Annotated in this window: 17 protein-coding genes and 2 tRNA genes; 13 read left to right on the top strand and 6 right to left on the bottom strand. The window is 72.8% G+C overall.

Translation table 11 applies throughout. From position 1 onward, the window contains the following. Positions 1-3: 3 nt before the first annotated feature. The 4 genes from G1H19_RS06860 to G1H19_RS06845 form a co-directional block, all read right to left on the bottom strand. Positions 4-1,275 (bottom strand): DUF3500 domain-containing protein, encoded by a 1,272-nt coding sequence (locus G1H19_RS06860; RefSeq protein ID WP_235928033.1) that lies wholly within the window; start codon positions 1,273-1,275, stop codon positions 4-6. Between the two features lie 30 nt (positions 1,276-1,305). Beyond that, on the bottom strand, positions 1,306-2,166 hold the full coding sequence (locus G1H19_RS06855; RefSeq protein WP_152728398.1) for a fumarylacetoacetate hydrolase family protein: 861 nt from the start codon (positions 2,164-2,166) through the stop codon (positions 1,306-1,308). A 1-nt stretch (position 2,167) separates the two neighbouring features. Beyond that, entirely contained in the window at positions 2,168-3,832 is a 1,665-nt protein-coding gene (locus G1H19_RS06850) for an FAD-dependent monooxygenase (protein WP_235928032.1), read from the bottom strand. Between the two features lie 115 nt (positions 3,833-3,947). Then, entirely contained in the window at positions 3,948-4,778 is an 831-nt protein-coding gene (locus G1H19_RS06845) for an alpha/beta hydrolase (RefSeq protein WP_152728400.1), read from the bottom strand. A gap of 128 nt (positions 4,779-4,906) precedes the next feature. Here G1H19_RS06845 and G1H19_RS06840 point away from each other — a divergent pair, with 128 nt between their 5' ends. The 8 genes from G1H19_RS06840 to G1H19_RS06805 all read left to right on the top strand — a co-directional run bounded on the left by G1H19_RS06840 (position 4,907) and on the right by G1H19_RS06805 (position 13,190). Continuing rightward, positions 4,907-5,716 (top strand): IclR family transcriptional regulator, encoded by an 810-nt coding sequence (locus G1H19_RS06840; RefSeq protein WP_162392650.1) that lies wholly within the window; start codon positions 4,907-4,909, stop codon positions 5,714-5,716. 179 nt (positions 5,717-5,895) lie between these two features. Beyond that, positions 5,896-7,203 (top strand): ABC transporter substrate-binding protein, encoded by a 1,308-nt coding sequence (locus G1H19_RS06835; protein WP_152728402.1) that lies wholly within the window; start codon positions 5,896-5,898, stop codon positions 7,201-7,203. 30 nt (positions 7,204-7,233) lie between these two features. Further along, positions 7,234-9,306, top strand: a complete 2,073-nt coding sequence (locus G1H19_RS06830) for an ABC transporter permease (protein ID WP_152728403.1) — start codon at positions 7,234-7,236, stop codon at positions 9,304-9,306. Beyond that, a complete protein-coding gene (locus G1H19_RS06825; protein WP_162392649.1) occupies positions 9,303-10,037 on the top strand; it encodes an ABC transporter ATP-binding protein in 735 nt (244 codons plus the stop codon). The genes G1H19_RS06830 and G1H19_RS06825 overlap by 4 nt, the downstream gene beginning before the upstream one ends. After that, positions 10,030-10,884 carry an ABC transporter ATP-binding protein gene (locus G1H19_RS06820; RefSeq protein WP_202925845.1) on the top strand — a complete coding sequence of 285 codons (855 nt, stop codon included), beginning with the start codon at positions 10,030-10,032 and terminating at the stop codon, positions 10,882-10,884. The genes G1H19_RS06825 and G1H19_RS06820 overlap by 8 nt, the downstream gene beginning before the upstream one ends. Beyond that, complete coding sequence (locus G1H19_RS06815) at positions 10,881-11,945, top strand: amidohydrolase family protein (RefSeq protein WP_202925844.1); 1,065 nt, start codon at positions 10,881-10,883, stop codon at positions 11,943-11,945. Before G1H19_RS06820 ends, G1H19_RS06815 begins: the two co-directional genes overlap by 4 nt. Further along, positions 11,942-12,355: a metal-sulfur cluster assembly factor gene (locus G1H19_RS06810; RefSeq protein ID WP_162392648.1), complete on the top strand. Its 414-nt coding sequence runs from the start codon at positions 11,942-11,944 to the stop codon at positions 12,353-12,355. Before G1H19_RS06815 ends, G1H19_RS06810 begins: the two co-directional genes overlap by 4 nt. Positions 12,356-12,554: 199 nt before the next feature. Further along, positions 12,555-13,190: a hypothetical protein gene (locus tag G1H19_RS06805; RefSeq protein ID WP_152728408.1), complete on the top strand. Its 636-nt coding sequence runs from the start codon at positions 12,555-12,557 to the stop codon at positions 13,188-13,190. A gap of 140 nt (positions 13,191-13,330) precedes the next feature. Here the strand turns inward: G1H19_RS06805 and G1H19_RS06800 are convergent. Then, a tRNA-Gly gene (locus G1H19_RS06800) sits at positions 13,331-13,404 on the bottom strand. A gap of 87 nt (positions 13,405-13,491) precedes the next feature. Between G1H19_RS06800 and G1H19_RS06795 the strand changes: the two genes are divergently transcribed. The 5 genes from G1H19_RS06795 (at position 13,492) to clpX (ending at position 18,296) form a co-directional block, all read left to right on the top strand. After that, positions 13,492-13,565 (top strand) — tRNA-Pro (locus tag G1H19_RS06795). 97 nt (positions 13,566-13,662) lie between these two features. Further along, positions 13,663-15,102 carry a trigger factor gene (gene tig / locus G1H19_RS06790; RefSeq protein WP_163638792.1) on the top strand — a complete coding sequence of 480 codons (1,440 nt, stop codon included), beginning with the start codon at positions 13,663-13,665 and terminating at the stop codon, positions 15,100-15,102. Positions 15,103-15,380: 278 nt separating this feature from the next. Further along, entirely contained in the window at positions 15,381-16,031 is a 651-nt protein-coding gene (locus tag G1H19_RS06785) for an ATP-dependent Clp protease proteolytic subunit (RefSeq protein WP_456071368.1), read from the top strand. Positions 16,032-16,033: 2 nt separating this feature from the next. Then, positions 16,034-16,672: an ATP-dependent Clp protease proteolytic subunit gene (locus tag G1H19_RS06780; protein ID WP_152728409.1), complete on the top strand. Its 639-nt coding sequence runs from the start codon at positions 16,034-16,036 to the stop codon at positions 16,670-16,672. A 346-nt stretch (positions 16,673-17,018) separates the two neighbouring features. Continuing rightward, positions 17,019-18,296 (top strand): ATP-dependent Clp protease ATP-binding subunit ClpX, encoded by a 1,278-nt coding sequence (gene clpX / locus G1H19_RS06775; RefSeq protein ID WP_162392646.1) that lies wholly within the window; start codon positions 17,019-17,021, stop codon positions 18,294-18,296. A 435-nt stretch (positions 18,297-18,731) separates the two neighbouring features. On the opposite strand, the gene G1H19_RS06770 is transcribed toward clpX, so the two are convergent. Beyond that, the gene (locus G1H19_RS06770) at positions 18,732-19,583 is read right to left on the bottom strand and encodes a DUF559 domain-containing protein (protein ID WP_162392645.1); all 852 of its coding nucleotides are present in this window, start codon (positions 19,581-19,583) and stop codon (positions 18,732-18,734) included. Between the last annotated feature and the right edge of the window lie 365 nt (positions 19,584-19,948).

Genomic DNA, 19,948 nt, shown 5'->3' with positions numbered 1-19,948 from the left:
CGGTCAGCGGTGGTCCGGGTCCGCCGGCACCCGGCCGGCACCCGCCTGCCACTGCCGCACCCAGGACCGGCCGTAGTCGTTGCCGTGCGGCGTCCGCACCACGGTGTGCACGTGGAACGGCCGGGGGGTGTCGTAGTCCAGGAAGACCCCGCAGTGGTGGTCGAGCTCGACCATCACCACCGGTGACTGGACCCGGACGTAGAAGACGTCGCCGGGCTCGTGCCCCCCGATCCAGCTGAGCCAGGTCTCGTCGAGGGCGGAGGCCACCTCGCGCATCCGCGCAGCGCGCGGGCCCGCCGGGAGGGGGAGCACGAACTGTTCCACCAGCTCGAGGACCAGGTCGCGGGCACCGGCCGACAGGTCGGCGACCGGGATGCCCTCGAACGGGATCACCCGGTTGTCCTGGAACGCGCCACCCAGGTGGCGTTCGTCGCCGGGGTGCACCCGCCCGGGCGGCATCGCCGGATCGACCATCTGGGCGAAGACGACCGCCTGCGCGCGCTGCGCCGGCGACAGCTGCGCCATCAGCCGCAGCGAGAGGTCGATGTGGGCCGCGAACGCCGGCGGGCCGGCGTGCGGCCCGACGTCGATCGCGTCGGGCTCGGCGCCCAGGAACAGCGGACTGACGACCATCCTCCCCCCCACGACCAGGCAGTTGACGGCGCAGTGGTGGCCGAAGAGCTGCCACCCCCACGGGGCGGAGAGGTGCGGACGGCCGTAGACCGCGACGTGGTAGCTGAACTCGTTGAGGATGGTCTCCAGGCCGACGACCTCACCGAGGAAACCGTTGATCCGCATCATCGCGCGCACCAGCGCGGTCCCCTCGGGGCTGAGCGAGGCCGCCACCAGGGCCAGCGCGGCCTCCCGGACCTCCGCGGGCTGCGAGTCGAGCCGCAGGCCGGTGTCGAACTGCATGAACTCCGGGTTGGCCCAGGTCTGCCACTCCACGGCGTCCACGTCGTACTGCACCCGGGCGCGGTCACCGGGGGCGAGCGTGCCGAGGAAGGACGTCGCCGCAGCCACCATGGCCGCGACGGGTGCCTCCTCGCCGGGCCGCGGGACGGTGAGCGGGTGGCGCCCCTCCTGCAGGTGGCCGTCCTCGGTGATGCCCCGGAACTCGTTGAGGTAGAGCGGTGTCCACCCCGCGATCAGGCCGCCGGTGAACGCGTCCTCGCGGGCCGCTCGGCGATAGGTGTGGGCGTCCATCCCGCGCACGCCCGCCAGCCGGGGGTGGTCGTACGGGAAGAGGTGCTGGCGGAACTCGGAGCTGGACACGGGTCTCCCTGGGTCGGGCGGGTGGGTGGGTCAGCGCGTGCGGTGCCGGTGGCCGGCGCCGACCACCGGGGTGCGGAGCACACCGAGCCGCTCGACCTCGACCTCGACGACGTCGCCGGGCTGCAGCAGCCACGGGGGGGTGCGGGCGTAACCGACCCCGGCCGGCGTCCCCGTGGCGAGCAGGTCGCCGGGCCGGAGCGTGAGCGTCCGCGAGACCAGCGCGAGCGTCCGGCCGACGTCGTGGACGATCTGCGCCGTGCTGGCCTGCTGCACGGTCTCGCCGTTGACCCGGGTGCTGATCCGGAGGCCGTCGCGCAGGTCACCGACCTCGTCGGCCGGCACCAGCGGGCCCAGCGGGCCGGAGTGGTCGGCGTTCTTGCCCAGGGTCCACTGGGACGTGAGCTTCTGCGCCCGCCGCGCGGTCAGGTCGTTGAACGTCGAGTAGCCCAGCACCGCGGTCAGGGCCGACTCGGGGTCGGCGTCGACCAGCGGCGCACCGACGTAGGCCATCACCTCGCCCTCCCAGTCGAGCCCGGCCTCGTCGACGGGCACCGGCACCGGGGTGTCGCCGACGGTCAGCGACCGGGTCCACCGGGCGAACAGGGTCGGGTGCTCGGGGAACTCCTGGTCGGCGTAGGACCCCTCGGCCACGTGCGCGCGGTAGTTGAGCCCGATGCAGATGACCCGTGCGTCCGGCAGGACCGGTGGCACGAGCCGCACGTCGGACACCGGCAGGGCGTCGCCGCCGGCCGGCCGGGCGGCGAGCAGGCCGTGCGGCTCGGCCCAGAACTCCTCGAGGGACGCGATCGGTGCGACCGACGCGCCGTCCGGGGACAGGGCCGCGACCTCGACGCCGCCCGCGGCCCGGACCATGCCCACGATCCGGGTCATCTCAGCTCCCCACGGTCGACGCGGCGCGGAGGCCGGCACCGGTGCGGAGCGCCGTCCCGGGGTCGCCCTGTTCCCCGGGTCCGCCGCGCCAGGCGATGTGCTGGTCGGGCCGTACCAGCACCAGCCCGGCGTCGTACCGCTCCCGGAGGTGGGGCAGGTGACCCAGCTCCACGACCGTCAGCGGGATGCCGTGCTCGGCGGCACAGCTCGTCCACGGCTCGACGTCCACGGAGTCGTCGAGGCGCAGCAGCGAGAACCACGGACCCAGGAGGTCGAAGACGGACACGCCCTCCTCGAGCCAGGCGTGCGGCAGCCGGGCGCCGGGGTGACCGGACGGCGTGTAGGAGGTCAGGTCGGGCCGCGGGATCGGCCGGCCGTCCGGCACGACGGCCGAGGACGTCGGGTAGTCGTAGCCGAGGACCAGGCCGAGGCTGTGGAACTCCCCGTCCTTGACCTGCAGGGCCTGGGCCACCTCGGCCCTCAGCGCCTCACCCCTCGGCCCCTCGTCGTCGAGGTCCCGCCCGGCGAACCGCCCGGCAGGGAAGGCGTCCTGGTCGGCCGCCGCCTCGATGGTCCGCTCGGCCACCGGGCGGCGCTCCTCCGCATAGCTGTCCAGCAGCGCGGGACCGGCCCAGCCCTGGAGGACGGCGGCGAGCTTCCAGCCGATGTTGACGGCGTCGCCGACGCAGGTGTTGAAGCCGTGCCCGCCCCAGGGCGGGTTCAGGTGTGCGGCGTCCCCGACCAGGAACGTGCGCGCACCGCGGTACCGGTCGGCCAGCAGCATCCGGGCGGACCAGGGGTCGGTGGCGAGGACGTCCAGGTCGATCGCGCTGCCGACGAGCGCCTGCACCAGCGCCGTGGCGTCGAGCGGCGCGCCGAGGTCGACGCCCTGGACGATCGCCCACCAGGTGCCGTCGAGGTCCAGGCGGCCCATGAGCCCGCCGACCCGGTCGCCGATCACCCAGTAGTGCACCCCGACGGCGCACAACCGCTCGGTGTCCAGCACCGGCGCCCGGAAGAGCACGCTGAGGTTGGGCAGGCTGCCCGAGGAGCCGGAGTACGTGGCACCGATCGCCTCGCGACTCACCCCACCGCCGCCGTCGCAGCCGAGGGCGAAGTCCGCGGTGACCCGGTGACGGGTGCCGTCGGGAGCCACGAGCACGGCGGCCACTGCGTCCTGGCCGTCGGCGAGCTGCTCCACCCGCCAGCCGAGGAGCAGCGAGACGGTGGGCAGCGCCGTCGCCGCGTCGCGGAGCAGCTGCTCCACGACCGGCTGCGGCACCTGCTGGCCCGACTCGGCGTACGTCTCACGCGGGTCCGGTGTCAGGCCGAAGGCCTCGCTGAACCGCTCGATCTCCCGTCCGAGCAGGCTGGTGCAGAACACGACGTCCTGGGCGTGCCGGACGGGGAGCGGAGCGACCGACCTGAGGCGGTCGGCGAGTCCCCAGCGCCGCAGGTGCTCCATGGTGCGGACGCTCGTCGTCTTCGCCCGGGGGCGGAGGTGGTCGAGGTCCGCGCGGGGCTCGACCACCAGGCACTCGATGCCGCGGCCACCGAGTTCGATGGCCGCCGCCAGACCGCTCGGACCACCGCCGACGACGAGCACCGGCACCCGCGCCGGGGGCACGGGCGCTGACGGCCGGCGGCTGCCTGGGGATGTCGTCACGGTTCTCCTCGGAGTGCGGCCGGCGGTCGGCAGAGCAGGGGCAGGGGTGGTGCCGATCGGCGCCCGGGTACGGCGCAGGGGTGGTGCGCGGAGCACGTCAGCTGGTCGAGCGGGATCAGGTCAGGTGCTCGAGCAGGAAGCTCGTGGTGAGGTCGAAGGCGACTGCCGGTGCGTCCTCGGAGCCCGTCCACAGGTGGTCCGCGCCGTCCAGGACCTCCAGCCGGACGGGGACGCCGTGGTCGGCCAGCGCAGCGGCGAGGAGCTCGCTCTGCCGGGCGGGCACCAGGCGGTCCGCCCGCCCGTGCACCAGGAGGAACGGTGGTGCTCCGGCGGTGACGTGGTGGACGGGGCTGGCATCCGCGGCCAGCTCCGGCACCGTGCGGAGCGGAGCTCCGAGCAGCATCGACTCGCGGGAGTCGGCGGCGTCCGGGTCGTGCGGAGCACCGGGCCCCAGCTGGCCGGAGAGGCCGAGCAGGTCCGCCGGGCCGTACCAGTCGACGACCGCCCGCACCCTGCCGGCGCCCCGGTCGGGGTCGTGTCCCAGGAGCCCGGCCATCGCGGCCAGGTGACCGCCGGCCGACTCGCCCCACAGAGCCACCCGGTCGGCGTCGAGACCGAGGCGGGTGCTGTTGCCCCGCAACCAGCGCAGGGCCGCCACGACGTCCTCGAGCGGGGCCGGCCAGGTCGACTCGCCGCTGAGCCGGTAGTCGACCGTCGCCACGGCGATCCCGGCCGCGGCGAGCCGGTCGAACGGCGACGGGGACCAGTCGGCGAAGCCGGGGCCCACGACGTCCCGCGAGCCGGTGGACCACCCGCCACCGTGGGCGAAGACCACGAAGGGCGCCGGGTGCGCCCCCTCCGGCGGCAGGTGCAGGTCGAGCTGGAGCGGACGGGAGCCCGGGCGCGTCGCGTAGGTGAGCCCGGCCCGGGTGGTCGTGCGGCTCATGAGCGAAGCGCCTCCGTTCGTGTCCAGTGCGTGAGCGGCCTGAGCCGAGCATCGGCCTGCCCCGGGGAGCCGCCAACCCGGTTGCCATTGGGCGGCAGTCCCGCGGTGGTGCGTGGAACGATGAGACGGTGGACACACCTGCACCCGCGGTCCGTGGCAAGCGGCCGCCGGTCGGCGAGCCGGTCATCGACCGCGCGCTGGGACTGCTGGGCGCCTTCGACCCCGACCACCGCCGCCTGACCCTCTCCGAGCTCGGCCGCCGCGCCGGCCTGCCGCTGAGCACGGCCCGCCGGCAGGCGGAGCGGCTGGTCGCCTGGGGCGCCCTGGAGCGCACGGCCGCCGGTGAGTACGTCGTGGGACTGCGGCTGTGGGAGATCGCCTCGCTGGCGCCGCGGGCCGTCGGGCTCCGCGAGGTCGCCAGGCCGTTCATGGAGGACCTCTACGAGGCGACCCGGCACCACGTGCTGCTCGCCGTCCTGGACGGCGACGACGCGCTGCTCGTCGAGCGCCGGTCCTCCAGCCGGGCGGTCACCGTGGCCTATCAGGTCGGGGAGCGGTTGCCGCTGCACTGCACCGGGGTGGGTCTGGTGCTGCTGGCCCACGCCTCGTCCGAGCTGCAGGCCCGGGTCTGCGCGGGCGAGGTGGGCGTCACGCCGACGGCCCCGGCGCCCGACCCGGCCCGGCTGCGGCAGAGCCTCCAGCGGATCCGGCACACCGGGGTGGCCGTCCTCGCCCGCGAGTTCCCCGCCCCGGTCGTGTCGGTCGCCGCCGCCCTGCGAGGCGAGGGCGACCGGGTGGTGGCCGCGCTCTCCATCGTCGTCCCGGCCGGGGGGGCCTCGTTCCGGATGGTCGAGCCCGCGGTGCGCGCAGCCGCTCGCGCCGTGTCCCGGGGCATCGGCGCGCCGGGTGCGGGCAGGGAGCGGCTCACCGCGCACTGACCAGCGACGGGAACGCGGCGAGCCACTCAATGGCAGAGCCGTCGACAGCGACCGCACGCCGCCTCCAGGGTGACCACGACGCGTGACGAGGGCCACATCCCGACCAGGACGAGGTCGTCGTCGATGCGGCTAGTCCGGCGGCACCGGCCGCGTCCGACTTCCTGACCTAGGGGTTCCCCATGCGTTCCACCTCCTCGACGGGCTCCCGCCGCACCGCGTTCGCGGTCGTGGGCCTGGCCCTGGCAGCCGCGTCCACGTCGTGCACCGCCACCACCGCGGCCGGGGACACCAGCTCGGCGTCCTCACCAGCAGCCGGGTCGGGGGACATCGCGCCGGTCACCGACGAGACGGCCCTCTCCTTCGTCGGTGGGACGGCCGGGGCCGCCGACCCGTCCGCCACCCCGGTGAAGGTCGGCTTCATCAACCAGGACTCCGGCGTCCCGTCGTTCCCCGAGGCCACGGCCGCCGCCACGGCGGTCACCGCCTACGTCAACGAGAAGCTGGGCGGCGTCGACGGCCACCCCCTCGAGCTGGTCATGTGCTCGGTCAGCTCCGAGGCGCAGGCCCAGGCCTGCGCGCAGCAGATGCTCAACGACGACGACATCAAGGTCATCCAGACCGGCGCCATGGTCGTGGGCAACGCCTCGCTCTACAACACCATCAACGGCGCCAAGCCCATCCTCGGCGGCAACCCGACCGCGCCGGCCGACTACACGGCGAAGAACACCTACTTCTACACGCCGGGTGCGCCGGGGGTCGTCGGCGCGATCGCCGCCTACGTCGCCGACGACCTGAAGGGCACCACCGTCTCGGTGGTGCACTCCGACGACCCCGGTGGCTCCGGCGCCGCGGTGCTGGGCACCGCGGGGCTCAAGGCGCGCGGCGTCGACGTCACCGATGTCGGTTTCCCCGCCGGCGGTGGCGACCTGACCGGGCCGCTGACCGCCGCCGGTGCCGCGAGCGCCGATGCGATCAGCTTCTTCTCCTCGGGGCCGGCCTGCCTCCAGATGGCCCAGGCCCAGAGGCAGCTGGCGATCCAGGCCCCGATCATCTCCGTCAGCCTGTGCCTGGACCCGTCGGTCAAGGAACAGCTCGGTGACTTCCCCGAGTGGTCGTTCGGGTCGTCCACCGCCAACCCCTACGTCGACGGCGCCGACCCGCAGATCAACCTGTACCGCAGTGTCATGGCCGAGAAGGCCCCCGCGGGCACCAACCTGGCCGGGTTCGCCGGCATCACCTTCGGGTCGATCCTGGACCTGGTCAAGGTCATGAACACGATCGGCTACGACGGCCTGACCAGCGACGCGATCAACACCGCCCTCGCCTCGTTCACCGGCCAGGCCTTCCTCGGCGCCCCCGACATCAAGTGCGGGGCCCTGCCCGACTACCCGACGATCTGCACCTCCAGCGCACGGCTGATCAAGTACGAGGGCGACGGTGAGTGGACCGACCTCGCCGGCGGCGAGTGGATCAGCATCAACGACTGAGCTCCGACCCCCACCGGAAAGGCGCCACTCATGACGAACACGCTGGTGTTCCTGATCCTCGGTCTCGGGACGGGGACGATGCTCGCGGGCATCGGGCTGAGCATCGTGATCACCTACCGCTCATCGGGGGTGGTGAACTTCAGCGCCGGGGCGATGGCGATGGTGTCCGCCTACACCTACTCCGGGCTGCGGGAGGACGGCACCGTGCTGATCCCCCCGCTGCCGCTGGTGCCCGACTTCGTCCACGTCGCACCGAGCGGGCTCACCCCGGCGTCGGCCCTGGTCGTGGCCCTGGCCGTCTCGGTCTTGATGGGGGTGCTGCTGCACTTCCTGGTGTTCCGGCCGCTGCGCAACGCGACCCCGCTGGCCCGGGCCATCGCCTCGGTGGGCGTGATGCTGCTCCTGCAGGCGATCGTCGTCCTCCGGTACTCCTCGCAGGCCCGCACGGCGCCCAGCGTCCTCCCGGAGAGCACCTCCACCTCGATCCAGCTGCTCGGCGCGGCCGTGCCGGTCGACCGCCTCGTCCTGGCGGGCATCGCAGTCCTCATGACGGCGCTGCTGTGGGCGCTGTACCGCTTCACCCACTTCGGGATCGCGACGCGGGCCGCGGAGCAGAACGAGCGCGCGGCGGCCCTGAGCGGGATCGCCACCTCGCGGCTGGCCCTCTACAACTGGATGCTGTCCGCGTTCGTGGCCGGGCTGCTCGGGATCCTGTTCAGCCCCATCACCCAGCTCGTCCCCGACGGCCTGACCTTCCTCGTGGTGCCGGCGCTCAGCGCCGCGCTGCTCGGTGGTTTCAGCTCCTTCTGGATCACCACCCTGGCGGCGTTCGGGATCGGGATGGCCCAGTCGCTGATCACCTACTTCTCCACCCTCGACTGGTACCCGACGGTCGACGGGCGCGCGATCCCGGGGCTCGCCGCGGGGCTGCCGTTCGTGCTGATCTTCGCGGTGATGCTCTGGCGTGGTGACCGGATCCCGGCCCGCCTCGGCACGGTCATGCGGCTCCCGGCCGCCCCGCGTCCCCAGCACCCGGTCGCCACCGGGCTGGTGCTCGGCACCATCGCGCTGGTCGGCGTCGTCTTCGCCCCGCCGGAGTGGCGCCAGGCGCTGATCCTGTCCCTCATCGGCACCGTGGCCTGCCTCTCGCTGGTGGTCGCGACCGGCTTCCTCGGCCAGGTGTCCCTGGTGCAGAGCGCGCTGGCCGGCGTGGCGGCCTTCCTGCTGTCCGGGCTGACGGCCGGCTGGGGTGTGCCCTTCCCGATCGGCCCGCTGGTCGCGATCGCCGGCGCCTGCCTGGTGGGGGTGCTCGCCGGACTCCCGGCGCTGCGGGTGCGCGACGTCAACTTCGCGATCATCACGCTGGCCGCAGCGGTCGCACTCGAGCAGGTGGTCTTCAACAACCCGCTCGTCGGCGGCGGGCTCACCCCGGCCGCGGTGCCGCCACCGACGCTGGGATCGCTCGACCTGGGGCCGGCCGGCTCCTTCCCGCTCGGCGACGGACGGCAGCCCAGCCCGGTCTTCGGTCTGCTGTGCCTGCTGGTGGTGGCGCTGGTCGCCTCCGCCGTGGTGTGGCTGCGCCGCAGCCCCCTGGGGCTGCGGATGCTGGCCATCCGCAACAACGAGCGGGCCGCCGCCGCGGCCGGGCTGGACGTGGTGCGGACCAAGCTGGTCGGCTTCGCCATCGCCGCGGCCATCGCCGGCGTCGCCGGGGTGATGCTCGGCTACAGCGCGGGCGTCGTCTCCCTCTCCACGGTCGGGACGCTGCAGGCGGTCGGGGTGCTGGCCACGGCCTACATCGGCGGCATCGGCAGCGTGGGCGGCGCGATCATGGGGGGTCTGCTGACGGCGGACGCCGTCATGTTCCAGCTCCTGACCACGGCGTTCGGCGTCCCGACGACCTACTACCAGTTGCTGGCAGGGCTCGCCCTGGTGCTGTCCGTGCTCGGCAACCCCGACGGCGCCGCGGTCGTCCTCACCCGGGCGCGCCACCGGGTGACCGGCCTGGTGCGGGGCCTCGCGCGGGGCAGCACACCCAGCCCGGCACCCGTCCTCGCCGCCGCGGACGTGGTCGCGCCGACCACGGTGGGGGCCGGCCGGTGAGCGCGCTCGACGCCCGGGGCATCACGGTCCGCTACGGCGGGGTGGTGGCGGTCGACGACGTCGACATCGTGGTCCGGGAAGGCGAGGTGCTGGGGGTGATCGGGCCGAACGGGGCCGGCAAGTCCTCGCTCGTCGACGCGATCACCGGCCTGACCCGGTGCACCGGCACGGTCGAGCTCGACGGGGTCGACGTGACCCGGGCCCGGGTCCACCAGCGGGCGCTGGCCGGGCTGAGCCGCACCTGGCAGACCGTCGAGCTCTTCGCCGACCTGACCGTCGAGGAGAACCTCCGGATCGTCCGCACCCGCCACGTCGAGCACGACGTGGACGGCGAGATCGAGCGGGCGCTGGAGCTGCTCGGGATCGCGGACACCCGGCACCTGCTCCCGGCCGAGCTCTCCCTCGGCGGGCGCAAGCTGGTGGGGGTGGCCCGCGCGCTGGTGGCCGGGCCCCGGGTGATCTGCATGGACGAGCCCGCGGCCGGTCTGGACTCCCGCGAGAGCGCAGCGCTGGGCAGGAGCCTGCGCTCGATCGCGGACGGCGGCACGGGGATCCTGCTGATCGACCACGACATGGACATGGTGCTGGGTACGTGCGACGAGCTGCACGTGCTCGACTTCGGCAGGACGGTGGCGACCGGAGCGCCGCAGGACGTCCGCCGTGACCCCGCCGTGCTGCGGGCCTATCTCGGGGAGACCCACGAGCCGGAGGCGGTGGCCCACCATGGGTGAGGAACGGGCTGGCGAGCGGGGCGAGGTGCTGCTGCAGACCACGGGCATGGCGACGGGGTACGGCGACGCCCGGGTGGTGCGCGACCTGTCGCTCACGGTGCGCGCCGGCGAGGTGGTCGGCCTGCTGGGCCCGAACGGGGCCGGGAAGACCTCGACCCTGCTGGCCATGACGGGGCTGCTGCCGGTGATGGCCGGCGACGTGAACCTGTACGGGGAATCGGTCGTCAAGCGCTCGACCCACAAGCTGGTGCGGCTCGGCCTGGTCCACGTCCCCGAGCAGCGGGGCCTGTTCCCCAAGCTCACGGTGGCCGAGAACCTCGCCCTGCGCAGCCGGGTCCGCAAGCAGTCGGTCGACCCGGCGTACGACTACTTCCCGGCTCTCGCGCCGCTGGCCAAGCGGCTCGCCGGGGTGCTGTCCGGCGGTGAGCAGCAGATGGTCGCCCTGGCCGGGGCGCTGGTGATGAAGCCGAAGGTGCTCCTCGTCGACGAGCTCAGCCTCGGGCTGGCGCCGATCATCGTGGAGAAGCTGCTGCCCGTGCTGCGCCGCTACGCCGACGAGGAGCGGTGCGGCGTCGTCCTGGTGGAGCAGCACGTCCGGCTCGCGCTCGGCATCGCCGACTCGGTCGTGGTGCTCAACCACGGTGAGCAGACCCATGCCGGTCCCGCCGCGGTGCTCCGCGAGCATCCCGAGCTCCTGGAGGCGAGCTACCTCGGCGCCTCCGACCCGGGCGGGCCGGCCGAGCCGACCGAGCCCGTGGGAGCCGGCGCCCGCGCCGGCGGACCCTCCCGGGCGACCGCCGCCCCCATCGTCCTGCCGTCGCAGTCGGAGAAGGAGCACTCATCGTGATCGACGACGACGTACTGGTCATCGAGGGCGTGGCCCACCAGTACAACTTCAGCCCGGACAACTTCGTCGACCCGCACGTGGGGCCGTTGATCGGCGAGACGCTGTACGCCCTGCACCGCAGGACCGGCGGGCCGGCGTACACCCTCGACCGGGAGACGTACATGAACGGCGCCGGTCCGGAGCGGATCGGTCGCGCCCTGCTGGCCGAGAGCCAGACCGACATCATCTGCTATCACGAGACGCCCATCTACGGGCAGTTCTTCGACGGCGGGTCCGCCCTGTGGGTGGGCGAGGAGATGCGCCGGCTCTGGCCCAACCGGGTGCTGACCTACGGAGCCGTGTCACCGCTGCGGCCCGGGGCGGTCGACCGGGTCGACGAGCTCGTCGACGAGCACGAGGTGACGGCCCTGAAGCTCTACCCCATCGACCTCGTCGAGGGCCGGGTCACCGGACTGGACATGGGTGACCCCGAGGTCTGCTTCCCGGTGTTCCAGCGGGCCGTGGAGCGTGGGTTGACGGTGGTCGCGATCCACAAGGCACTGCCGGTCGGCCCCGGGCCGGTCGAGGCGCTGCGCTCGGCCGACGTCGAGGCCGCTGCGGTGGCGTTCCCGCAGCTCACCTTCGAGGTGGTGCACGGTGGGATGGCCTTCGTCGAGGAGACCGCCGTCCAGATCGAGGCGTTCCCGAACATCATGATCAACCTCGAGGCGACCACGAACATGCTGCGCTACGCGCCGCGGCGCTTCGCCGAGGCCATCGGCGCCTTCCTCGAGCGGGGCGGCGCCGACCGGCTGATCTGGGCGACCGGCTGCAACGCCGTCCACCCACGTCCGGTGATCGAGGCGTTCTGGGACTTCGAGATGCCCCGGGACCTGGTCGAGGGCCACGGCTACCCGGAGCTGACCCGGGAGATCAAGATCGACGTCCTCGGGCGCAACTTCCTGCGCATGCACGGCATGGACGAGGACGTCGTGCGGGCACGGATCGCCGGTGACGAGTTCGACACCGGCGACCTCGCCGAGCCCTGGGGTGGCCTGCTCGACGCGGCGGCCGCGCCGTGATCGGCGAGGCGGAGGTGCGGACGGTCCTCAACGAGATCGTGGACCCGTGCAGCGTCACCGCGGGCGTCCCGGCGGGACTGTGCGACATGGGGCTGATCCGCGCGGTGCACGTGTCGGGCCCCCCCGGCAGGCAGCGGGTGGCGCTGACCGTGGGCGTCACCGAGCCGGGCTGCTTCATGATCGGGCCGTTCGCGGCGGAGGCCCGGGCCCGGCTGCTCGGACTGGCCGGTGTCGAGGAGGTCCAGCTCGAGCTGGACAACGGCTACGACTGGACGGAGTCGATGATGGCGCCGGACTACCTCGCCCGCCTGACCGAGCACCGCGAGCGCGAGTCGGCTAGGCGGTCGCTCCCGCTGCACGTCGTCCGCCGTGAGGCCGGTGACACCCCTCGACCCACCACCAGCTCGTAGTCCCTGGTCGCGGGGTGCCGGGACTCGACCGGCTGCCGGCCCGCCCGTCGCGAGCCGGCGACCCCGGGGGAGCACCTGGCCACCGGGACGGCCCCGCGGTGTGGTCCGGGCTGCCATGCTGCTCGCTGAGGCGCCATCCAGGTGCCGAGAGGGGGCCATGGTGCTGAGGGTTCTCCGGGTGTGGGTGGCGGGGACGCTGATGACGTCCGGAGGCCTGCTGTTCGCAGCCTCCTGGCAGCGCTGGGCCGGTGCGTGCCCGTGGGCTGGAGACCACGAGACCCCGGCCTGCGCGACGCGGATGGACCACCTGTACGACTTCCTCCCACCCACCGAGCCCTGGGCGCCCGCCGGGGAGGCAGCACAGCTGGCGGGTGCGTCGCTGCTCGTCCTGGCCGTCGCCGTCCTCCTCCTGCCGTGGGCCCTGACCGGGCGGAAGCCGGGGCCGGTCGTCACCGGCCTCCTCCTCGCGACCGCGGCGATCACGGTCGACGTCGGACTTGCGACGCTGCGCTCCGGTCTGGACGGCGCGGTGGTCGGCCCCCTGGTCCCGGGCGTCGGCAGCTGGCTCTGGCTCCTCGCACCGCCGGTCCTGTTCGGGCACCTCGCGGTGTCCGCTGGCGGCCGGGCAACGCGCGCGGCAGCGGTCCTGCTGCTCCTGGCGACACCACTCGTCGCCTTCTCCACCTACGCGATCGGTCCCTGGGACGCCCGGCCGTGGTGGGAGGCGGTCTCCGGCCTGCTGACCTGCGCGGCCGGGGCGTCCGTGCTCGTGGCGGTGGCGCGCCGGCCGGCCCCACGTCCGGTCGCCCCCGCTGAGCCGGCTCTGGCGCGCTGACGACGGCAGTGGCTCCGTGGACCTCCGTCGTGCCACCCGCCGTGGTCGGGGCAGGGCTCCAGGTGCAGCAGGGGTTTCTATCGGCCCGCCGCACAGTTCGGTCGAGTCGGGAGGTGAGCCGCGCAGACGCAGGTCGGGAGTGGAGCGGGTGACCGGGATCGAACCGGCATGGCCAGCTTGGAAGGCTGGGGCTCTACCATTGAGCTACACCCGCGAGGCGCGCACCGAGGTGCCCGGGCAGCTTATCCCGCGCCCGAGCCCCGGTGCCCCCGGGCCGTCGGCCTAGACTCCTGCCAGGCCACGGGGTGTAGCGCAGCTTGGTAGCGCACCCGCTTTGGGAGCGGGGGGCCGTGGGTTCGAATCCCGCCACCCCGACACTGCCGCGAGGTCTGGAACACTCGCGGGCACGAGCGGACGGCGCCTGGCACGACGTCCGTGTCCACCTGATCTCGCACCTGAGGAGCACTGCGCTGTGAAGAGCACCATCGAGAACCTGGGCCCGACCCGGGTCCGGCTCGCCATCGAGGTGCCGTGGGGCGACCTGGACCATGCCTTCGGCGAGGTCTACAAGGAGCTCGGTCGGCAGGTCAAGGTCCCCGGCTTCCGGCCCGGCAAGGTGCCCAACCGCATCATCGACCAGCGCGTGGGCCGTCCTGTCGTCCTCGAGCAGGTCGTGCAGCACGCCGTCCCCGAGGTCTACTCCGAGGTCGTCCGGGAGAACCAGGTGCGCGTGCTGGGCCAGCCCGAGGTCGAGGTCACCCGGCTGGACGACGGCGACATCCTCGCCTTCACCGCCGAGGTCGACGTCGCCCCGACCGTCGAGGTGCCCCCGCTGGACGACCTGGCCGTGACCGTCGACGACGTCGAGGTGAGCGACTCCGACATCGACGAGCAGATCGGCGTGATGCGCGAGCGCTTCGCCATGCTCACCGGCGTCGAGCGGGCCGCCCAGGACGGCGACTTCGTCTCCATCGACCTCGCGGCCTCGCTGGACGGCGAGGTGCTGGAGGACGGCACCACCAGCGGCATGTCCTACGAGGTCGGCTCCGGCCAGCTGATGGCCGGTCTGGACGACGCCGTCCGCGGCCTGTCCGTCGACGAGTCGGCGACCTTCTCCACCGAGCTGCTGAACGGCGAGCACGCCGGCGAGTCCGCCGACGTCGAGGTCACCGTCCGCTCGGTCAAGGTCAAGGACCTCCCCGAGCTCGACGACGACTTCGCGTCCACCGCGAGCGAGTTCGACACCCTCGAGGAGCTGCGCGCCGACGTCCGCAGCCGGCTGTCCCGCGGCAAGGTCCTGCAGCAGGGCGCCCAGGCCCGCGACAAGCTGGTCGAGCACCTGCTCGCCTCCACCGACGTCGCGCTGCCCGAGGGCATGGTCGAGCGCGAGCTCGCCTGGCGCAACGAGGCCATGGAGCGCGAGCTCAAGCAGGCCGGCATGGACTGGGACACCTACCTGGAGATGACCGGTGGGCAGAACCGCGAGGACTACGACGCGGAGATGCGCAGCAACATCGAGAACGCCGTCCGCACGCAGTTCCTGCTCGACGCCATCGCCGACGCCCGCGAGGTCACCGTCGACAACGACGACCTCTCGGCGCAGATCATGGCCCAGGCCCAGCGCAACCGGATGAGCCCGGAGCAGTACGCGCAGCAGCTGCAGCAGGGCAACAACATCGCCGACTTCGTCGCCGACGTGCGCCGCACCAAGGCGCTGGCCCAGCTGCTGGAGCAGACCACGATCACCGACGCCTCCGGCGCCACCGTCGACCTCGAGGCGCTGCGCGGGACCACCACCCGCGCAGCCGCACCGGCCGTCGAGGACGACGCCGCCGAGACCATCGAGGTCGAGGCTGGTGGTCGACGACACGCTCCCGAGGCCGACGCTCCCGAGGCCGACGCCAAGGCCTGATCAGCCCCTCGCAGCACCCGACGCCGCCTGTCCCCGCACCCCGGGGGCAGGCGGCGTCGTCGTGTCCGGGACCGGCCGGCCGGGGGCGCTGCTGCGCCCACGGCGAACACCGCCCGGTACGGGAGTGGTGTCGTCGGTGCGCGCGTTAGGGTCGTCGTGACACCGAGAGGCCCCCGCCGGAGCGCCGGCGGAGGCGTCGGCGGCAGCAGGTCCGCACCACCGACCCACCCGTTCCACGAGACCGACTGCCCAGCAGTCCTACGGAGGTCACCACACCCGTGAGCACCCCTGATCTCATCACCCCGAGCTCCCCGCTGATGCGTGGCGGCGGCGGCATGATGAACCTCAACGACTCCGTCTACGAGCGCCTGCTGCGCGAGCGCATCATCTTCCTGGGCAGCCAGGTCGACGACGTCATCGCCAACCAGCTCGCCGCCCAGATGCTGCTGCTGTCCGCCGAGGACCCCAAGCGCGACATCCACCTGTACATCAACTCGCCCGGTGGCTCGGTCACGGCCGGCATGGCCATCTTCGACACGATGCAGTTCATCGACTGCGACGTCGCCACCTACACGATGGGCCTCGCCGCCTCGATGGGGCAGTTCCTGCTCACCGCGGGCACCCCCGGCAAGCGTTACGCGCTGCCGCACGCCCGGATCCTCATGCACCAGCCCTCGGCCGGCGTCGGCGGCACCGCCTCCGACATCGCGATCCAGGCGCAGCTGTTCAAGAACACCAAGAAGCAGCTCAACGAGCTCCAGGCGCAGTTCACCGGCCAGACCGTGGAGCAGATCGAGAAGGACTCCGACCGCGACCGCTGGTTCACCGCCCAGGAGGCGCTGGAGTACGGATTCGTCGACCACGTGGTCACCCGCGCGGACAGCATGACCTCGACCGACAACCCGGTCACCGACGGACCGGAGAAGTGACGATGAGCGACTTCCAGATGCCTTCCAGCCGCTACATCCTGCCCTCCTTCGTGGAGCGCACGAGCTACGGCATGAAGGAGTCCAACCCCTACAACAAGCTCTTCGAGGAGCGCATCATCTTCCTCGGGGTGCAGGTCGACGACGCGTCCGCCAACGACGTCATGGCCCAGCTGATCACGCTGGAGTCCAACGACCCCGACCGTGACATCACCATGTACATCAACTCGCCCGGTGGCTCGTTCACCGCGCTGACGGCGATCTACGACACGATGATGTTCGTCCGGCCCGACATCCAGACCGTCTGCATGGGCCAGGCGGCCTCCGCGGCCGCTGTCCTGCTCGCGGCCGGGACGCCGGGCAAGCGCCTGGCGCTGCCGTACTCGCGGGTGCTGATCCACCAGCCCTCGGGTGAGTCCGGTGGTCAGGTCTCCGACCTGGAGATCCACGCCAACGAGATCGAGCGCATGCGCGTGCTGCTGGAGATGATGCTGGCCCGGCACACCGGCCAGCCCCAGGAGCAGGTCCGCCTGGACATCGAGCGCGACAAGATCATGACCGCCGAGCAGGCCAAGGCCTACGGCATCGTGGACGAGGTCATCTCCAGCCGGAAGCTCAACGCGCTGCCGCCGCCGCCGGCCTGACGAAGGGCCCCTCGCTTCCCACCCCCCGTACCTCGGGGTGGGGCTCCGCGGGGGGCAGCGGGCCAGGGGGGTGCACCAGAGCCCCTCTGGCCCGTACCGTCACCGCATGACCACGGGCCGTCGCCAGACGGACCGGAACGACCCGAAATGACCGCCGCGCGAGGGTGCGTCACTGCCCGGAAGCGTCGGTGGGGGCCGGTACGTTCGACGGACGCCCGACCCCCGCACCGTCAGAGGTGGGGGACGCAGCCGGCGCCCACATGGCGGACGGCACACGCGGGGTGAGGACGAGAGCACAGCGGGCCTGCACCACGCAGCAGCCCGATCCGAGGTGGAGGTCAGCCAGGTGGCACGTATCGGTGAGAGCGGTGACCTGCTCAAGTGCTCGTTCTGCGGGAAGAGCCAGAAGCAGGTCAAGAAGCTCATCGCTGGGCCAGGGGTCTACATCTGCGACGAGTGCATCGACCTGTGCAACGAGATCATCGAGGAGGAGCTCTCCGAGTCCTCCGATCTCAAGTTCGATGAGCTGCCGAAGCCGAAGGAGATCCACGACTTCCTCGAGCAGTACGTGATCGGCCAGGACAAGGCCAAGCGCACGCTCGCGGTCGCCGTCTACAACCACTACAAGCGCATCCAGTCCGGTGCCGCCGAGCGTGGCAGCCGCGACGAGGGCGTCGAGCTCGCCAAGTCGAACATCCTGCTCATGGGCCCCACCGGCTGCGGCAAGACGCACCTGGCGCAGACCCTGGCCCGGATGCTCAACGTGCCGTTCGCCATCGCCGACGCCACCGCGCTCACCGAGGCCGGCTACGTCGGTGAGGACGTCGAGAACATCCTGCTGAAGCTGATCCAGGCCGCCGACTACGACGTCAAGCGGGCCGAGACCGGCATCATCTACATCGACGAGGTCGACAAGATCGCCCGGAAGAGCGAGAACCCGTCGATCACCCGGGACGTCTCCGGCGAGGGCGTGCAGCAGGCCCTGCTGAAGATCCTCGAGGGCACCACCGCCTCGGTGCCGCCGCAGGGTGGCCGCAAGCACCCGCACCAGGAGTTCATCCAGATCGACACCACCAACGTGCTGTTCATCGTGGGCGGCGCCTTCGCCGGCCTGGACCAGGTCATCGAGCAGCGCATCGGCAAGCAGGGCATCGGCTTCGGTGCCGAGGTGCGCGGCAAGGCCGAGATCCAGGAGGCCAACGCCTTCGCCGAGGTCATGCCGGAAGACCTGCTGAAGTTCGGCATGATCCCCGAGTTCATCGGCCGGCTCCCGGTGATCACCAGCGTGCAGAAGCTGGACCGCGAGGCGCTGATCAACATCCTCACCGAGCCGAAGAACGCCCTGGTGCGCCAGTACCGCCGGCTCTTCGAGCTCGACGGGGTGGAACTGGAGTTCGAGAGCGACGCCCTGGAGGCCATCGCCGACCAGGCCATCCTCCGTGGCACCGGTGCCCGCGGGCTCCGCGCCATCATGGAGGAGGTGCTCCAGTCGGTGATGTACGACGTGCCCAGCCGTGAGGACGTCGCCAGCGTCGTCATCACCCGGGACGTCGTCCTCGAGCACGTCGCCCCGACCCTGGTGCCCCGCAAGCCGGCCCGCGAGCGTCGCGAGAAGAGCGCCTGACGCCGGACCCGCGGCCCCCAGGGGCTGACGCAGACGCCCGCCGCGCCCCTCGGGGCCGGTGGGCGTCCGCGCGTCCGGGTCAGTGGCCCGGGATCGGCCACGCGCGGGCGATTGGTGGCCGGTGGCAGGCCGATGCTCCCCCGGGGCTGGGCTCGCGCGGGGTGGGTGTGCGTTTCCCGAGCGGTTGGCCCACGAGCGGCCAGTATTGGGCTGGTCGTGGCCGGTGGCGGGCCGATGCTCCACTGGGTCGGCGGGCGAGGTCGGCGGACCGTTCCTGAGCAGTGGCCCGAGAGAGGCCAAGACCGTCGCGGTCGTGGCCGGTGGTGGGCCAGTGCTCTCGTGGGTGGACCGGCGGGACCGCGCGGACGGGTTTGCGGGCGGTGGCCAGGAGTGGTCACAGGGTCGGGGTGATCGTGGCAGGCCACGGGAAGCTGGTCAGCCGAGCAGGTGACGGCGAGCGCGCCAGGCGGCCTCGATCTCGGCGCGGCACGCGTCCGGCTCCGTGGTGAGCCGGTGGTGGCTGAAGCGGATGACCAACCAACCTGCGGCCGCCAGCCCCGCGTCGCGGCGCAGGTCCCGCTCCCGCTGCTCACGGCTGCCGTGGAACGCGGCGCCGTCCAGCTCGACGGCCAGCTTCACGTCCTCCCATGCGGCGTCGAGCACGTACCGCCGTCCGCCCACGTCCACCGGCACCTGCTGCCGGGGCGCCGGGACCGTCAGCCGGTCGAACACGTGCACCACGCCGTACAGCTCCAGTGGGCTCTGGCACCCGCGCCGCACCAGGCCGAGCAGGACGCCCAGCTCGGCGCGGCCCGGCAGCTCCGGACGCGCCGTCCACTCTTCCTCGATGAGCGCTACGTGGGCGTAGCGGTCGCGCGTCGCCTCCAGGAGCGCCGCCCGTACGTCGTCCACCTCGCGGGGGAGTCGCCCGGCCGAGCAGGCAGCGCCCCACGCCTCGACGAGTGCCCGCTCGACGGGCGTGGTGGGCAGGCCCTGGACGAGCAGTCCCCGTGGCGGCCGGACGGTCCGGTGCACGACGAGACCGGGCCCCGAGCGGACCCGCCTGCTCGGGGCGACCGTGACGTGCAGCGGGGCCGCGTCCGGTGGGCGCAGGCCGTGGGCGGTCAGTGCGGTGCCGTGACTGAGCAGGCCCGCGGTGTAACCGACAGCGGCCCGAGCACGCACCTGCCAGTCCGCGGCCAGGTCCGGGACGGTGACCCAACCCGGGTGCAGTCGCACCAGCTCCCCAGCGGCCAGCCACCGTCCGACGCTGCGCGGGCTGGTCACATCGGTGAGCTCGGCAGTGCGCACTGCCCCGCGCGGGCGGACGAGAGCTGAGACGTCATGCACGCCCACACCCTGACCCTCAGGCCCACCTCGTGGGGGACGGCCCAGCAACCTGTGGACAACCGGAGGCAGGGACCGTCCCGCAGCCGCTCCGGTGACGCATCTGGCCGGCCGAGGGCAGATGCCCCCGCGACGACCGGGTCACCTCGATCGCGCCCGACCCGAGCGCCCTACGCCGCCGACCTACGCCGCCGACTTGCGTTGCCCCGCTCCGCTGCCCCGCGCAGCCTCTCGCTCGCCGGCGACCAGCACCGGCAGTGGCCCGCCAACAGCCACGAGCGGGTCACTTCCGGCCGACCACGGGT

This window comes from Goekera deserti (assembly GCF_010685995.1).
Taxonomy (GTDB): domain Bacteria; phylum Actinomycetota; class Actinomycetes; order Mycobacteriales; family Geodermatophilaceae; genus Goekera; species Goekera deserti.
This window is presented reverse-complemented; position numbering and strand designations above follow the sequence as displayed.

Bases quoted from the DNA above. Each gene is read 5' to 3' on its own strand.
- G1H19_RS06820 (WP_202925845.1), top strand. From the start codon at position 10,030: ATGGGTGAGGAACGGGCTGGCGAGCGGGGCGAGGTGCTGCTGCAGACC.
- G1H19_RS06855 (WP_152728398.1), bottom strand. From the start codon at position 2,166: ATGACCCGGATCGTGGGCATGGTCCGGGCCGCGGGCGGCGTCGAGGTC.
- G1H19_RS06835 (WP_152728402.1), top strand. From the start codon at position 5,896: ATGCGTTCCACCTCCTCGACGGGCTCCCGCCGCACCGCGTTCGCGGTC.
- G1H19_RS06805 (WP_152728408.1), top strand. From the start codon at position 12,555: ATGACGTCCGGAGGCCTGCTGTTCGCAGCCTCCTGGCAGCGCTGGGCC.
- G1H19_RS06845 (WP_152728400.1), bottom strand. From the start codon at position 4,778: ATGAGCCGCACGACCACCCGGGCCGGGCTCACCTACGCGACGCGCCCG.
- G1H19_RS06780 (WP_152728409.1), top strand. From the start codon at position 16,034: ATGAGCGACTTCCAGATGCCTTCCAGCCGCTACATCCTGCCCTCCTTC.
- G1H19_RS06830 (WP_152728403.1), top strand. From the start codon at position 7,234: ATGACGAACACGCTGGTGTTCCTGATCCTCGGTCTCGGGACGGGGACG.